General features: G+C 55.8%; 14 protein-coding genes. 8 read left to right on the top strand and 6 right to left on the bottom strand.

Annotation, left to right across the window (positions count from 1 at the left end):
- Positions 1–47 precede the first annotated feature (47 nt).
- From P0119_18230 to P0119_18220, 3 genes are all read left to right on the top strand, one after another.
- Entirely contained in the window at positions 48–1,301 is a 1,254-nt protein-coding gene (locus P0119_18230; GenBank protein ID MDF0667985.1) for a PDZ domain-containing protein, read from the top strand.
- Positions 1,302–1,380: 79 nt separating this feature from the next.
- The gene (locus tag P0119_18225) at positions 1,381–2,718 is read left to right on the top strand and encodes a DUF3422 family protein (GenBank protein MDF0667984.1); all 1,338 of its coding nucleotides are present in this window, start codon (positions 1,381–1,383) and stop codon (positions 2,716–2,718) included.
- Between the two features lie 111 nt (positions 2,719–2,829).
- Positions 2,830–3,000 (top strand): hypothetical protein, encoded by a 171-nt coding sequence (locus tag P0119_18220; GenBank protein MDF0667983.1) that lies wholly within the window; start codon positions 2,830–2,832, stop codon positions 2,998–3,000.
- Between the two features lie 24 nt (positions 3,001–3,024).
- Here the strand turns inward: P0119_18220 and uvrA are convergent, their stop codons facing one another.
- Positions 3,025–5,895 carry an excinuclease ABC subunit UvrA gene (uvrA, locus tag P0119_18215; GenBank protein MDF0667982.1) on the bottom strand — a complete coding sequence of 957 codons (2,871 nt, stop codon included), beginning with the start codon at positions 5,893–5,895 and terminating at the stop codon, positions 3,025–3,027.
- A gap of 238 nt (positions 5,896–6,133) precedes the next feature.
- Here uvrA and P0119_18210 point away from each other — a divergent pair, with 238 nt between their 5' ends.
- The 3 genes from P0119_18210 to P0119_18200 all read left to right on the top strand — a co-directional run bounded on the left by P0119_18210 (position 6,134) and on the right by P0119_18200 (position 9,643).
- On the top strand, positions 6,134–6,430 hold the full coding sequence (locus P0119_18210) for a nucleotidyltransferase family protein (protein MDF0667981.1): 297 nt from the start codon (positions 6,134–6,136) through the stop codon (positions 6,428–6,430).
- Positions 6,414–6,749, top strand: a complete 336-nt coding sequence (locus P0119_18205) for a DUF86 domain-containing protein (protein ID MDF0667980.1) — start codon at positions 6,414–6,416, stop codon at positions 6,747–6,749. The genes P0119_18210 and P0119_18205 overlap by 17 nt, the downstream gene beginning before the upstream one ends.
- Before the next feature lie 278 nt (positions 6,750–7,027).
- Positions 7,028–9,643, top strand: a complete 2,616-nt coding sequence (locus P0119_18200; GenBank protein ID MDF0667979.1) for an SUMF1/EgtB/PvdO family nonheme iron enzyme — start codon at positions 7,028–7,030, stop codon at positions 9,641–9,643.
- Between the two features lie 251 nt (positions 9,644–9,894).
- Here P0119_18200 and P0119_18195 read toward each other — a convergent pair whose 3' ends face one another.
- A complete protein-coding gene (locus P0119_18195) occupies positions 9,895–10,176 on the bottom strand; it encodes a hypothetical protein (GenBank protein ID MDF0667978.1) in 282 nt (93 codons plus the stop codon).
- The gene (locus P0119_18190) at positions 10,173–10,466 is read right to left on the bottom strand and encodes a DUF4258 domain-containing protein (GenBank protein ID MDF0667977.1); all 294 of its coding nucleotides are present in this window, start codon (positions 10,464–10,466) and stop codon (positions 10,173–10,175) included. The genes P0119_18195 and P0119_18190 overlap by 4 nt, the downstream gene beginning before the upstream one ends.
- Positions 10,467–10,680: 214 nt before the next feature.
- Here P0119_18190 and P0119_18185 point away from each other — a divergent pair, with 214 nt between their 5' ends.
- On the top strand, positions 10,681–11,520 hold the full coding sequence (locus P0119_18185) for a DUF2235 domain-containing protein (GenBank protein ID MDF0667976.1): 840 nt from the start codon (positions 10,681–10,683) through the stop codon (positions 11,518–11,520).
- Positions 11,521–11,547: 27 nt separating this feature from the next.
- On the top strand, positions 11,548–11,868 hold the full coding sequence (locus P0119_18180) for a heavy metal-binding domain-containing protein (protein MDF0667975.1): 321 nt from the start codon (positions 11,548–11,550) through the stop codon (positions 11,866–11,868).
- A 24-nt stretch (positions 11,869–11,892) separates the two neighbouring features.
- On the opposite strand, the gene P0119_18175 is transcribed toward P0119_18180, so the two are convergent.
- The 3 genes from P0119_18175 to P0119_18165 all read right to left on the bottom strand — a co-directional run bounded on the left by P0119_18175 (position 11,893) and on the right by P0119_18165 (position 14,042).
- The gene (locus P0119_18175; GenBank protein ID MDF0667974.1) at positions 11,893–12,231 is read right to left on the bottom strand and encodes a DUF3147 domain-containing protein; all 339 of its coding nucleotides are present in this window, start codon (positions 12,229–12,231) and stop codon (positions 11,893–11,895) included.
- Positions 12,232–12,246: 15 nt separating this feature from the next.
- Positions 12,247–13,263 (bottom strand): hypothetical protein, encoded by a 1,017-nt coding sequence (locus P0119_18170; protein ID MDF0667973.1) that lies wholly within the window; start codon positions 13,261–13,263, stop codon positions 12,247–12,249.
- 71 nt (positions 13,264–13,334) lie between these two features.
- A complete protein-coding gene (locus P0119_18165) occupies positions 13,335–14,042 on the bottom strand; it encodes a CPBP family intramembrane metalloprotease (protein MDF0667972.1) in 708 nt (235 codons plus the stop codon).
- Between the last annotated feature and the right edge of the window lie 36 nt (positions 14,043–14,078).

Here is a 14,078-nt window from a genome sequence, read left to right as displayed (position 1 = left end):
ACATCATCGTTGAAGCTTGCGGTGCCGAATGGTAGGGTTCACGGCTAATGCAATCCTTCCTCCCCCCCTGCTCTGTCCGGCTCCGGGAAGTTGCATTGGTCATCGCGGCCATGACGCCGGCGCTCTTATTATCCGGCTGTGGTGTCGGTTACACGATCGTCAAATCAGAGGCGAAACTGGATCGATTGTCGGTTCCCATGACCAAAGCGCAGGTCCTGCAAGAAATCGGAAAACCGGATCGAATTATTCGTGACGATGGACGGATGCTGGTCTGGGAATACTCGTTGACGGCGAGGAGACAATGGCTGTACGAGATGGCCTATTGCCCGATCGCGGTATGGTTCGGCGGGTGCATCCTGTATCCCTTTACGAATTTCGCATCGGATCAGCACGAGTCTCCGCACCATGTGGTCTTGGTGGATGACGAACTCTGTGCCTGGGGACCCCCGGCGGCTATCCTTCAGCGGCGGCGCGTCTGCGTCACCGCCGGCGGCATGACATCGACAAGATATGGACGTGGGGTTCGGCCGGAGCCGGTGGTGACCGGCAACGGGCCGATCAACCGCGACACGATCGATCAGTATCGTACGATGGCCGTCATGCTGTTCAAGGACGCCGACGGCGCTCCGGGAACCGGCTCACGCGTGGCCGGTATCGTGACAAGTCTCATGTTGGACCTGGATGTGCATATGGTTGAACGGTCCAAGTTGGATGACGTGTTGAAGGAACAGGTGATCCAGCTGACCCATGCCGACGATGCCGATGCCCTTGAGGTGGGTAAATTGATCGACGCTCAGGCCATTATTGTCGGAGAAGTGCAACAGTGGGAACGGCGTGAGCAGGAACGGACCCATAGCGTCTCGCTGACTCTACGGATGATCGACGTCGAGACGGGTTTGCTCCTGTTCAGCGGGCAAGGATCTTTGACTGATCCGACGACGGACAATCCTGAAGGTTCTGCTCGTCTGATTGTCCATAGGGTGCTTGCCAGATTCGCTTCGCAGACCGGTCTCTTGGGATCCGGCCAGATCGGCGTGAGTTGGGAGCTGCAGGGAGACGACGTGAGCCGATTCTACGTCGTCAAAGAATTACGTATTGGGATGCCGGCGGAAAAGGCCGGACTCAAGGTCGGGGATCAGGTCATCGGATGCAATGGGATTCGACTGGTCGAGGCCGAGACTGAGCGGGAAGTCAAACGATTCTGCCAGGTTGAGGCTGGACAGGTATTGCAACTCACTGTGCGACGTGCCGATCAGGTGCTCGTGATCCCTGTCACGGCTGAGAAGCGCCCCGGCTTATAAGTAGCGCATCCGCAAAACGTGTCATAGAGGAGGAACCGTGCATCAGTCGGATCTATCTGGGTCGGGCACTGAGACTTTCTTGAGAAAGTTGCATGAACGTCCGCACCAGCCGGTTGGGAGATGGTTGCGTGCGCCTGCCCATATGCACTACGAAGCGTTTCGGATGGCCGACCCGCCGACGCAACGTCCAGCCAGTCGATCGGAATTCCAATCGCTGTTGGAACATTTTAAGGTTCCCGCCGAGACGACGGATCTCCGGGAAAATTTCGGCTACGGTATCAAGGAATCCGAGGACGGGGATCGGCTCATCCTCATCTGGCAGGCGCATACGGAATACTATAACTACCAACTCTGGCATATCCCGTCGGAATCGAACGGAACAGTAACCTTCGGACCATTGAGGTTTCCGGATTACACGTTTCCTATGGAGCTGCTTGGGTCGATGGTCTGCCGATTGGATGTTCTTCTGACGACGGACATGCTGCCGGCGCGGAGCGAGTTGCGTGGGCTGATGCCCGGCCCCGTCTTGTACGGAAGCCGAATCTTCAATGAACAGACATGCGTCGCGACGAGCTTTACGCCGGACGACCAAGGGCGAGAGCGGTACTGGGTCGGGGTCGGTTCGTCGCAAGGCGATCCGACACGCCTGAAAGATATCGTCGATGCCATTGTGCGGATCGAGACCTACTATCATTTGTTGTTGATGCAAAAGCCGCTGTTCTCCGCCGCCATCGACCAGGTCTACAAATTTGAGCAGGTTCACTTGAAGCAGCGAGAAATTATTACGTCTCACATCGCCCACGCAAACTCGGAAATCTTGCAGCGATGGCTGAATACCCTCACCCAGGATCTGTTGAAGACGAACCGTATGGCGGGAAAGCTGCATTTCGAGTTGTCCGCCTCGCTCCCGTACGACAAGATCGTGCATACGACGCTGACCTCTATCGGCGAGCATCCCATGGACTCCTATCGTCCCATCTCCGATTATGTGTTGGGAGGCATCACGGGAGTCGCGGAAGGCTATCAACAGCTCTTGCGTCGCATCGACACGCTCCGCGGGGGCTTCGAGGGCATTATCGCGATCATTCGGACCCGCATCGACTTGATCGTGGAATCGCAAAATCTCGCATTACTCCAAAGCGTCGACAAAACGACCAAGAGCCAGGTGATCTTGCAACATACGGTCGAAGGCTTGTCAGTGATCGTGATCGCGTATTATTTAGCGGGACTTGGGGGGTATGTCTTTAAAGGATTTGCCGAACTCGGTTGGCTCAAGAACGTGAATTTGGCCTCCGCGATCTTTGTCCCGATTGCGATTGGCCTGGCCTTTCTCATTACGACGGTGAGCAAGAAATATCTGCAGAGGAAACTGGCAGACGAACAGCCGGAGGCGAAGGGCGACAAGCGGGAAGAGTGATCGAGCGGCACTTTTCGGTTGTCGAAGCCTGGCCTGTCAAGTACAGTCTGGCGAGACCTTGTTGCGAGCGTTCACGTGAATGCTCATGATAAAAAGCAAGAAGAGAGGCGGATGGCCGCCAATCTGCTCCGAGGGATCGAACTTACCGAATTGGCGCTAGCCTTACGCCTTGCCACGATGCGGCAGCAGAATCCCGCTTGCACCATGGCTGACGTGATGCACGAGGTCCGTCTGGCGAAAGAACGGGCATGGCATCCGAATCAGATCTGGCAGGAACATTGACGGAGCTATTGACTCAGCCGGTTACTATTTCTCGGGAAAGATCTTCGCGAGAAACCGTCCTGTATGTGACGCAGCCACTTTTGCCACCTGTTCCGGCCTTCCTTCAGCCACGATTTGTCCACCCGCTGACCCGCCTTCGGGGCCGAGGTCGATGATCCAGTCGGCCGCCTTGATGACGTCCAGATTGTGTTCAACGACGACCAGCGTGTTGCCGGCGTTGACGAGTTTGTGGAGAACAGCGAGGAGCTTCTTGATGTCTTCAAAATGTAAACCGGTGGTCGGTTCGTCCATGATATAGAGCATGTTGTTAGGGGACTGGCTCCCAGAGCTGGGCGAGGGGTGCCTGTCCCGCTTCCGGCTACGAAATGGGACCGTCTCTTTGCGGGACAGTCCCCCACCGGAGATCAGCTCGGCGGCGATTTTCAATCGTTGAGCTTCACCGCCGGATAGGGTCGTGGCTGATTGGCCCAGGCATAGATAGCCAAGGCCGATGGAGCTAAGTAGATGTAGCCGTTCCTGGAGTTTCAGCGTCCCGGTGAAGAAGGAGAGCGCTTCCTCCACGGTCATGTTGAGGACTTCGGAGACATTCTTGCCACGGTAGCGAATCTTCAGAATCTCGGGTTTGAAGCGTCTGCCTTCGCAGATTTCGCAGGGCGCGTAAATATCCTCGAAGAAATACATTTCCAACTTTTCCACCCCGCTGCCTTCGCAGCGTTCGCAGCGGCCACCGGCGGCATTGAATGAAAAGTGTCCCGGGGTGAGTCCCCGGTGAAGCGCCGCTTGTTCGGACGCGAACAGCCGGCGAATCTCATCGAACGCTTTCAGGTACGTAATCGGGTTGGAGCGAGGCGTGCGCCCGATCGGCTGTTGGTTGATCAAGCGGATACCGCTGAGATGCTCAATGCCCTTGATCGCCTTAAACCGCCCCATGGGAAGAGATTCCAGGCGGAAGGCTCGGGCGACGGCTCGATAGAGGGTATCTTCAACCAGCGTACTCTTGCCTGAACCGGAGACACCGGTCACACAGACCAGCATGCCGAGGGGGATACGAACGAACAGGTCTTTGAGATTATGTTCGGTCGCGCCGGCGATCACCAGCATCTTGCCGTTGCCGGATCGTCGCTTGGTGGGCAGGGGAATCTGTTCTTCGTCACGCAGGTATCGGGCGGTGGTTGCTCGGCGATCCTGGATGAATTCCTGCGTGGGTGCCGCGCGGACGATTTCGCCGCCCTTTTCTCCGGAATGGGGACCGAGTTCGACAAGGTAATCGGCCGATTCAATCATGCGGCGGTCATGTTCGACGACGACCACCGTATTGCCTGTGTCAGCCAGATCGTGGAGGATTCCGGCCAAGAGATCAGTATCCCTGGCATGAAGGCCGATGGTCGGTTCATCAAGGACGTACAAGGTGCCGACCAACTGAGATCCCAGTTGGTTGGCAAGCGCGACCCGTTGCGCCTCGCCGCCGGAGAGGGTCTTGGTTTGCCGATTAAGCGTCAGGTACCCGAGGCCGACGCGTTGGAGAAAGCCGAGTTTTGCTTTGAGTTGTCGCAGAATATCAGCGGCGATTTCTCGTTCAAAGGACGATAGAGGTAGAGATTCTGCCCATTCGGAAAAGCGCTCTACAGTCCGCTCCATCGTTTGGTGGATGTTGGCACCGGCAATCTTGACGAACAGCGCATCCGGTTTGAGGCGGCTGCCATGGCAACTGGGACAGTCGAAGGGCGTGCGGTAGCGGCTGAGGAAGACACGGACATGCAGCTTGTAGCGCTTGCCTTCCAGGTACTCGAAGAAATCGTTGATCCCATCGAACGACTTGTCCCCCTCCCAGAGCAATCGTTGAGTATCATTGGAAAGCGAGGTGAACGGAATCGTGGTATCTACCCCGTGTCGTTTCATCGCGGACAACATCTGTTTCTGCCACCAGGCGGAGCTGGGCTTGCTCCATGGCTCGACGACCCCTTGAGCAAGCGACTTGGTTGGGTCGGGGATGACCAGCTCCGGATCGTACCGCAGCACGTTGCCGAACCCTTTACATTCAGGGCAGGCGCCGAGCGGATGGTTGAACGAAAAGAGAATCGGTTTCAGGGGTTCGAAGGTACGTCCGCAACTCTGGCAGAGAAATCTCGTGCTGTAGGATTGGCGTCCATGGTCGATGATGTCGATCGAACAGTGCCCGTCTCCTTCACGAAACGCGGTTTCGATCGCTTCGACCAGACGAGTGCGGTTGTCCTCCCGGATCACCAGGCGATCGAGAACGATGAAGAGCGATGGTGCTTGATGGAGTGATGACGGTTTGATCTCGTGCAAGTCAAGCACATCGTCGGTGGCCTTAATTCGAGTGAATCCGCGGGTGAGCAATGATTGGACAAAAGCAGGTTCTTCTTTGGAGGAAGGAGTCGCAATGGGGAATAGTATCATCGCTCGGGCATCGAGCCATCGCTTGAGGAGATCGTCGGTCACCGCGTCAGGCTGAAACGAACGGGCTTCCTGATGACAGTCTGGGCAAGTAGGCTTGCCGATCTTCGCGAAGAGCAGGCGAAGCAGATCGGCGATTTCTGTCGTCGTCCCGACCGTCGAGCGAGCCGTCCGCACTTGATTCTTCTGTTCGATGGCAATCGCCGGACGCACGTTAATGAGGCGATCCACATCCGGTCGAGCTACCTTGTCGAGAAACATGCGGGCATAGGTCGAGAGCGACTCGACATACCGCCATTGACCTTCCGCGAAGATCGTGTCGAACGCCAGCGAGGATTTACCGGACCCTGAGACTCCGGTAATGGCCGTCACCTGATTGTGGGGAATCTGCAGCGAGATGTTCTTCAGATTGTTCTGCCGGGCCCCTTCGATAATGAGGACTGCAGATTGGTTCTGGGGTTGAGGGCTAGATTTCAACGTGGAGCTCCAGACAAGAAAAACAAACAATCGTAGCGTGGATTCTTCATGAATATCTACTCCGGCAGCTGATTCTTCGGCAGATGGGGACAGTGACATTCACATTGCTTCGGAGAGAGGATTCGGTACCCCAGGGGAAGAAATCCATAGTGTCGAATAGGTGCTCCCATGCTAGAATTCGCCCGTTCTCACTGGGGGGCGCCAGTAAGGACTGGTGAAGGGAGGAAATCCGGTAATCATGAAGACTCGTGAAGAAGTCCTTCAGGTCATTGAACAGAATCAGGTAGCGCTGAAAAAGTTGGGGGTGCGTCGGCTCGGCCTGTTCGGATCCTGTGCGCGGGGCGAGGCCACGGCAGGGAGCGATCTCGATTTCGTTGTGGAGTTTTCGGACAAGTCCTTCGACGCCTACATGGATCTCAAGAGCTTTCTGGAAGACCTGTTTCACTCCCGCATAGACCTGGTTACCATCAGCGGAATCAAACCGCGTCTCTTGCCGATCATTCAAAGAGAAACGGTCTATGCCTCGGGATTCTAAGGTCTATCTGGAGGACATTCTCGAGGCCACTCGAAAGATTACGGCGTATACCGGCGCTCTGTCCAAAGCCGAGTTCATGGAGGATGAGAAAACGATCGACGCAGTCGTCCGCAATCTTGAAGTCATTGGTGAGGCCGTCAAAAAGCTCCCTGAGGATTTGCGCGCGCAGCATTCCGCCGTGGAATGGAAGAAAATCGCGGGTCTTCGAGATATTCTGATTCATGAATACTTCGGTCTTGATGCGGAGATTGTGTGGGATATCGTGCGGAACAAAGTGCCGGCGCTCGATCGAGAGGTACGCACGATGCTCCACGAATAGCATCGGTTACCCCTGTGTGAACAAGTTGCTCAGAATACTTCTAAACGCCCCCAATACCCCCTGCTGCTCGATCTAGAATCTACCGTGTAGAGTCAGGAGCAAAGCGTCTTCTGTGCTTGTCATACTGTGTACGGCAAGAGGCCGCCCCGTCAGGAGCGGTTCAAACGGGATCGCTCCACCCGCTCAGTTTCGTGGCTCCTGGTCCTTGCCTTTGGCTGACGGAAGCGTAAAATGCGCTCCGTACGTATCCACCCTGGCCTAAGGGTTGAGGTGCCTTCATGACATTAAGCGACAAACCCCTCAAAGCCTTTGTCTCTTCCACGTTCATCGATCTCAAGGATCATCGTGCGCATGTGATCAATGCGCTGCGGAATGCCGGGTTGTTTGTGGATCCGATGGAGAACTGGACAGCGGAAGGCGATGAGCCCAAGAAGTTTTCTCAAGATCGCCTCAATGGCTGCGACCTCTGTGTCTTGCTTGTCGCCTTCCGTCGAGGGTTCGTACTAGACGGAGAGAACCGAAGCATTACACAAATGGAATATGACACCGCAGTGAAGCAAGGGATTGATATTCTGCCGTTTATGCTTGCCGAGGACGCGCCTTGGCCGCGGAAGTTCGATGAATTGGGCAAAGACCCGGGGATACAAACATGGCGACAGCAGCTTCAGAAGAGTCATGGGGTTGAATCTTTTTCGCTAGACCCTCGTTCCATCGATATGACGGGTGCTCTGGGCCGTTGGTTGGCCAAGAGAACGCCGGTTCAGTCAGAGGTAGGGAAGATTGAACGCATCGACTGGCCGGAAGGCAAGTCGCCCTATCGCGGGTTGCTGTGGTTCAACCAGGAGTATGCGCCCTTGTTCTTCGGGCGTGACCGTCAAGTGGACGAGTTGATCGGCAAGCTGAGCGAGCCAGGAGGACGCGCGCTGCTCGTCATCGGGGCATCCGGGTCGGGGAAATCGTCCGTGGTATCAGCAGGAGTCTGGCAGGCCGTCATCAAACAAGGGAGATTGCCCGGAAGTGCACAATGGGTCTGGCTTCGCATCCAGCCCAGTGACGGCGACACACCCTCTGATGCACTTGCCCGTGGACTGAAGGACATCTTCCAACTTTCCGTACGACCGCGATTGACGACCAGGGGTTCCACGTTGTGCGATGTCCTCGCCCACCAGCTCAGCCAAGGCCAGGAATTGATCTTGTTCGTCGATCAATTCGAAGAGTTGTTCACGAGCGGCTTCAACGAGCCGGACATTCAGGACTTTCTTGAGTTGTTGATCGGCACGGCCAAGGAAACAATCTACCGACTCAGGGTCGTGGCCACGATCCGCAGCGAATTTCTTGGAAAACTGGAAGCGTATGAATCCACGCTGAATCTGCTCAATAGCCCCTACCGGTATCATCTGGGTCCTGTCTCGCCAAGGATGTTGCAGGAGATGATCGAGAAACCGGCTGAGGCCACCGGTTACACCTTTGAACCGGGGCTCGTCGAGCGGATCTTGCAAGATACCGGGCAAGCGCCGGGGAACGTGGCGCTCGTGGAGTATGCTCTCAAGCAACTCTTTGAACGGCGCAAGGGCCGGACATTTACAGTGGAGGCCTATGAGGCCATCGGTGGCGTGGTCGGAGCGATCGCGACGAAGGCTAATCATGTATTGACAGAGTTGCCGGAAGAGGTGCGCGGTGCATTTGATGCCGTGTTTGCCGAGCTGGTGCATGTCGAACGTGAGCGACCTCCGACACGAAGCCGTGCCGCCGTCTCTGCGTTCAGTGCAGATGCGAACGCGCTGCAGCTCATTGAAGCTTTGGCGGGACAAGATTGCCGGATCCTGGTCACGAGCGGGAGCGGGCAAGAGGCCATTGTGGAAGTCACCCATGAAAAGTTGTTCACCGCTTGGGGAAAGCTCAAGGAGTGGATCGACAACAGCGACGCCAATCTGCGACTGATCGACTTCGAGGAGGAGTGTGCCAAGCGATGGCATGAGAAGGGCTGCCGCGTCCAGAACTTGTGGGGATCGGAACAAGCCGCAGCAGTCTACAGCGCTTTGAGACGATTCAAGAAGGCGCCATCTTCACAGCTTCAGACAATGATGTACCCACAGGATATGCTGATTGAGCGGCTCGATGATGTGGCGCTTTCTCATCTAGACCGCTTGTTGATCGGTCAAAAGCTGACGGAGTTTGGTGATCCTCGGCCCGGTGTTGGGCTCACGCAGGATGGGCTGCCTGACATTGAGTGGGTCGATATCCCTGGAGGAGAGGTGAAGTTGGACCGGGTCGAGGATATGGTTGAGGTCAACCCCTTCCGGATCGCCACATACCCAGTGACCAACGAGCAGTTTGCGGCGTTCGAGAACGCAAATGATGGTTATCGAAATGAGGAGTGGTGGAAGGACATCCACCAGCACGATAAGGCCAAGGATCCGAGATGGCTCGATGCCAATTGTCCTCGGGAGTCGGTCTCCTGGTACGAAGCAATTGCCTTTTGCCGCTGGCTCAGTCACCGGACTGGCTCAAGTATTCGTCTTCCCACGGAATGGGAGTGGCAGCAGGCAGCAACAGGAGGAGATTCACAGCGCGAGAATCCTTGGCCTGGTGAATTCGATAAAAGTCGGTTTAACAGTTTTGAAAGCCGACTGGAACGCACGACTGCGGTCGGGATGTATCTAGCTGGGGCGACGCAGCATGGTGTGCTGGATATGGCAGGCAACGTCCAAGAGTGGTGTCTGAACACCTATGAGCGAGACATCACGATAACAACAGGTGGCAGTCGCGTGCTCCGGGGCGGCTCTTGGAAATATCTGGTGGGGCGCTTGAGTACGTCGACCCGTTACATGGAACTCGCCGGCGACCGAAACAACTACACCGGCTTCCGCCTTGCCCAGGACATTGAGTCCTAACCCTGTGCCCTTTGCTGTTCAGTAATCTCCGTGTTTTCCGTTTCCGAATGGAACTCAAGGCTCGAGGATCGAGTAAGGGCAACTTGAGAAAATATGAGGTCGCAGATGGCTGCCTCCACAGTGCCTCAGGCGGTGCAATCCTATCACGAGCTGCTGCTGTGGCTGATTCCGCAGCTCGATAGGCTTCCTCGCGCGCGCCGATGTACATTGGGCGAGCCCAGGTCTATCAGTGTATCGTAAAGCAGGACTGGTTAATTAGTCTGTGACGCGGAGCGGCTGACGTATTTATGCAGAATGCTGGCGATCAGGCTTTGATAGGGCAGGCCTTCCTCGGCGGCGCGACGCTTGAGCATTTCGAGGTCGGCGGTCGATAACCGGATATTGATCCGGGCGTCTTTGCGTGTGTAGCGGCGGGCGGCTTCCATGGCTTCTTTTTTGGCGATGGCCTGATTCTTGACCGGCCTGAAGGCGCCGCGCTCGTACTCAGTGATCAGCTGTTCCTCGTCTTTATCCAAAGCAGGTTTCTTTTTCATGGTGTGTTTCCTTTCGCACGGTTTCTGGTCGCCTTGCGGCTGGGATAGATTGTCTTTAAACACAGTGTCTGGTGTTCTCGGACGACCGGCACGACGTAGATATATCCATCAACATCGACCTCATAGAGAAGCTGGTTGGGGTAGCGCTCGCGGTCGTGATGCTCCAGCACCTGAATGAGATTGCCGCTTTCGATCAGAGCAATAATCTGTTCGAAGCTGATCCCTCGTTCCCGGATGAGCCAGACGTTCTTGTCCGGGTCGAAGGCATACTCCCACTCTTCTACATCCATATGCAGGATGCTATGACGATGTGTGCCTGTTGTCAATAATCCGTCAGTCCGCTCACACGACCGGGTCGGCGGCCCCGAGCGCTGCCATGGCATATTGCAATCGGTTGTGGTAAGCGATGCGCTGCGGCTTGAAGTAACCCTGATTCGAACTGGAATTCGTTTATTGGTTTGTAGCTGTTAAACACCGTTGACCATCCGAAAGGAGGGACTGCGCATGGCGCTCTATGCTTTTGATGGAACGTGGAATGTGGACGAAGCCGATGAAATCAAGGAGACGAACGTGCTGGCATTCTGCAAGTGTCTCCCCCTTGATATGAGGGTGTTTTACTTGGAGGGAGTCGGAAGTCGGCTTGGGTTTATTGGAAAGCTCCTTGGGGGTCTGGCAGGAGTGGGCGGGCGGTTCCGGATCGCCAAAGCGATGGAGCAACTGAATCAGTATTTTGCCGAGGGGGACCGGACGATCGACATTATTGGGTTTAGTCGAGGGGCGGCCCTTGCCCTGCACTTTGCGAATCAAGTGCAAGAGGAGAAGTCAGGGGCCGAGGTTCGCTTTCTTGGTCTCTGGGACACGGTTGCTTGTTTTGGTCTCCCCGGGAATGATCTAAATATTGCGTGGGATCTCACGCTGCCCGACAACGTCAAACAATGTTACCACGCGATGGCGCTCGATGAGCGGCGAGGGAACTTTTGCCTGACCCGAGTGGTGCCGGGCAAGGGCGGAAAGCTCGGAGATCGTCTGCACGAAGTATGGTTCCGTGGGGTCCATTCCGATGTTGGTGGTGGACAATGTCCTGGGCTGTCAAACATTGCCCTCTGTTGGATGCTCCGGCGGGCCAAGGAAGCGGGTCTTCCTGTCGCCGAGGACAAATTGAAGCAACATGCGCTCATGTGTGACCCGGCTGCCGTAGTCTCCAAGAGCTTCGACCCAAAGAAAGACCCACAGCGCACGATCAATCCAGGCGATTTTGTGCATGAGTCGGTCACAGCACGAGGACAATCAGGAGGGAGGGCGCACAACGATCCGCCGTTGGGAGTTCGTATTGTTCATGGGTAGGCTAATGACGCTTAACCAGGAGGGTTCATGATTCTCTCGACGACCAACAACATCGAAGGCAAGAAAACGGTGAAATATTTGGGATTGGTGTCCGGAGACGCGATTTTGGGGGCGAACATCTTTCGTGATTTTTTTGCCTCGATCAGGGATATCGTCGGTGGTCGCTCAGCGGCCTACGAAAAGGAACTCCGAAAGGCCAAGAATATTGCGCTGGAAGAAATGGAGGAGCAAGCCAAGAACTTGGGCGCCAATGCGATCGTCGGGATCGACATCGACTATGAGACGATCGGCACCAACAGCAGCATGCTGATGGTCAGCGCGAACGGGACAGCGGTCGTGGTGGAGTAGGATTTCTCTGTGAGCTTGACGAATCTATCGCAGCACCATCTTCAGCAGCCCAATGCATCCCATATACAGGACGAGCGAGCCGATCATGGCCGGCCAGAAGCCGAGGCGGGGGATACCCATGATCATGGCGACAACATAGACAATCCAGGGTGGGGCAAACCACAACAAGTTCTTGGCATAGTCGACCGTTGTCCCGCCGCCTCCGTTCATGTACAGCAGAATGAACGTGACGCCCGTGATGGCGGGAAAGGTGCTGGCCATGGCGGCAAGGAACGACTTGCCTTGCGAGCCAAGATAGGTGGAGAAGGTTACGATACTGCCGCCTAAGAGAAAGTACACCGCATACTTCGCAAGATCGGTCACGAACAGTCCTCCTCGTTATGCTCCATGAAACGCCTCCATCGCTTCCCTCTCCAGCGCCTCGCCCTGGCCGGTATAACGCGGCGAAAAGTGAAACACGACGAGATCGCGGACCTGAGCCCTACGCGCCATGAAGCCGGCTTGCCTGGCCGTCAAATGATACCGACCACGGGCCTTCTCTGCATCGCAATCCAGATACGGCGACTCGCAATAGAAGATATCTGCTCCATGAGCGAGCGCGACGATCTTGGCTTCGTTTTCCTCGTCGTACCGCGCGTCGACGACATAGGCGATCTTTTGCCCTCGTGAGATCGTCAAGAACCGGTCCTTCACTTCTCCCAGCATAAATTCCTGCTCTTCGCGACGATGCTCGTCGTAGAGCGCCACGGTGAAGTGGAAATCGTCCGACTTGCCTTGCCAAATATGCTGCTTCACGTCTTTGAGCCAGGCGCCGACCCGAAGCCCTGCCTCATGCAATTTCTGTCTGTTGACGTTGATGTGAAATTGCTCTTCCAGCGAGTAGGCGAAGGAGGGGATACGATGATTCAAGGTCACGGCTTTGACCGTGAACATCGGATCTTCGAGCACGGTGAAGAGTGGGCCGTCGCGCTGTGGCGTTGGAGAGACCCCTTGCTGGGACGGCTGAAACCCGTCACTCGCTCGAAACACAGTCCGTCGAATCTCCTGTTCGTGGAACTCCCGAACTTCGATCGTGAGGGGATATCCATCCACAAGATTCCAGGTATAGCCGCGCAGTTTGCCATGGATATTGTCGATCAGGCCCGGAGGCCCGAACAATCGAAGCGTCTTCCCCCGTCCAAGCCCGACGCGAAGAACAGTATCAAACCCGATGAAATGGTCCATGTGTGTATGAGAGATGAAGATTTCTCCAGCCCTGAGTAATCTGGTCGGTCCCAGGTTGTCGTTGTGCCCGAGATCAAAGATCAAGGCTCGCTTCGACCAGCGGATCTCCACGTACATGCCGGGATCGCCGAAGACATCGTTGACCAGATAACTGGAAAAGGAAGGGTTCATGAGCCAATCATTCAGCGATCTGCTAATCTGATGATCTGTTGAATTGGTTCCGTCAACCGATCGTCACATACTCATCCTATCGCCGTTTTTACCGCACTGTACATCACGATCACTTCGACCGCGTGAGCCATAATCGTAATCCAGAGGTTGCGTGTTCTGAGCCAGATGCTTCCCCAGATGAGCCCATCCCAGAGAGCGATCCAGTGAAGATATTGAAAAGTATTCACCATGAACGGGTCGAATGCAAACGTGAGCGTGCTGGCCGTGAGGGCTAGGGGAGACAGGCATCGGCCGGAATTGGAACCCCGCCACTGCGATTCAAGTTCGGCAAGACGTCCTAGCAGAAATCCACGAAAGTTCAGCTCCACGAACAATGCGATGCAGCAGATGAGCCACGGTACCATGAGGAGGAAGGGGAGCCGACCGTGAGGCGTCTGCTTCAAAAACGTAATGTCGTAGCCAAGAGATGGATAGGCGACCAGAATCACGAACGTATTGAGAACGCCGAGCAACAATCCCGTCAACACTCCCCACTGGAGCCCGCTCCAGATTTTTCTCCTTTCTAACCCGAGTTGCACCGGGACCTCCGCGACGCGCACAGCCCAGAGACTGAGTCCCACATAAGCGAGAAACTGCGGTGCGAATTGGACGAGCAGTTGCTCTTTGAGGGAAGAGGGAAGCCCGTAGTAGCCGAATGTCGCTCCGATTGGGAGCAGCGACAGTGCTGCTCCCACGGAAGAGGCTTGTCTTGGAGCCGGACGGTCGGGCTCGGAGGCCATCGGAGCGCTAGCCCGCATTATTCGTGACGATTCGTG

The organism is Nitrospira sp., from assembly GCA_029194665.1.
Taxonomy (GTDB): Bacteria; Nitrospirota; Nitrospiria; order Nitrospirales; family Nitrospiraceae; genus Nitrospira_D.
Note: the sequence above shows the minus strand (reverse complement) of the source record. Positions and strands in the feature narration are given on the sequence as shown.

What these genes read in the sequence shown, in the direction of transcription:
- P0119_18195 (MDF0667978.1), bottom strand. Translation starts at nt 10,176, where the DNA reads ATGAAAAAGAAACCTGCTTTGGATAAAGACGAGGAACAGCTGATCACT.
- P0119_18205 (MDF0667980.1), top strand. Translation starts at nt 6,414, where the DNA reads ATGCCTCGGGATTCTAAGGTCTATCTGGAGGACATTCTCGAGGCCACT.
- P0119_18165 (MDF0667972.1), bottom strand. Translation starts at nt 14,042, where the DNA reads ATGGCCTCCGAGCCCGACCGTCCGGCTCCAAGACAAGCCTCTTCCGTG.
- P0119_18190 (MDF0667977.1), bottom strand. Translation starts at nt 10,466, where the DNA reads ATGGATGTAGAAGAGTGGGAGTATGCCTTCGACCCGGACAAGAACGTC.
- P0119_18180 (MDF0667975.1), top strand. Translation starts at nt 11,548, where the DNA reads ATGATTCTCTCGACGACCAACAACATCGAAGGCAAGAAAACGGTGAAA.
- P0119_18170 (MDF0667973.1), bottom strand. Translation starts at nt 13,263, where the DNA reads ATGAACCCTTCCTTTTCCAGTTATCTGGTCAACGATGTCTTCGGCGAT.
- P0119_18220 (MDF0667983.1), top strand. Translation starts at nt 2,830, where the DNA reads ATGGCCGCCAATCTGCTCCGAGGGATCGAACTTACCGAATTGGCGCTA.
- P0119_18185 (MDF0667976.1), top strand. Translation starts at nt 10,681, where the DNA reads ATGGCGCTCTATGCTTTTGATGGAACGTGGAATGTGGACGAAGCCGAT.
- P0119_18210 (MDF0667981.1), top strand. Translation starts at nt 6,134, where the DNA reads ATGAAGACTCGTGAAGAAGTCCTTCAGGTCATTGAACAGAATCAGGTA.
- P0119_18200 (MDF0667979.1), top strand. Translation starts at nt 7,028, where the DNA reads ATGACATTAAGCGACAAACCCCTCAAAGCCTTTGTCTCTTCCACGTTC.
- P0119_18230 (MDF0667985.1), top strand. Translation starts at nt 48, where the DNA reads ATGCAATCCTTCCTCCCCCCCTGCTCTGTCCGGCTCCGGGAAGTTGCA.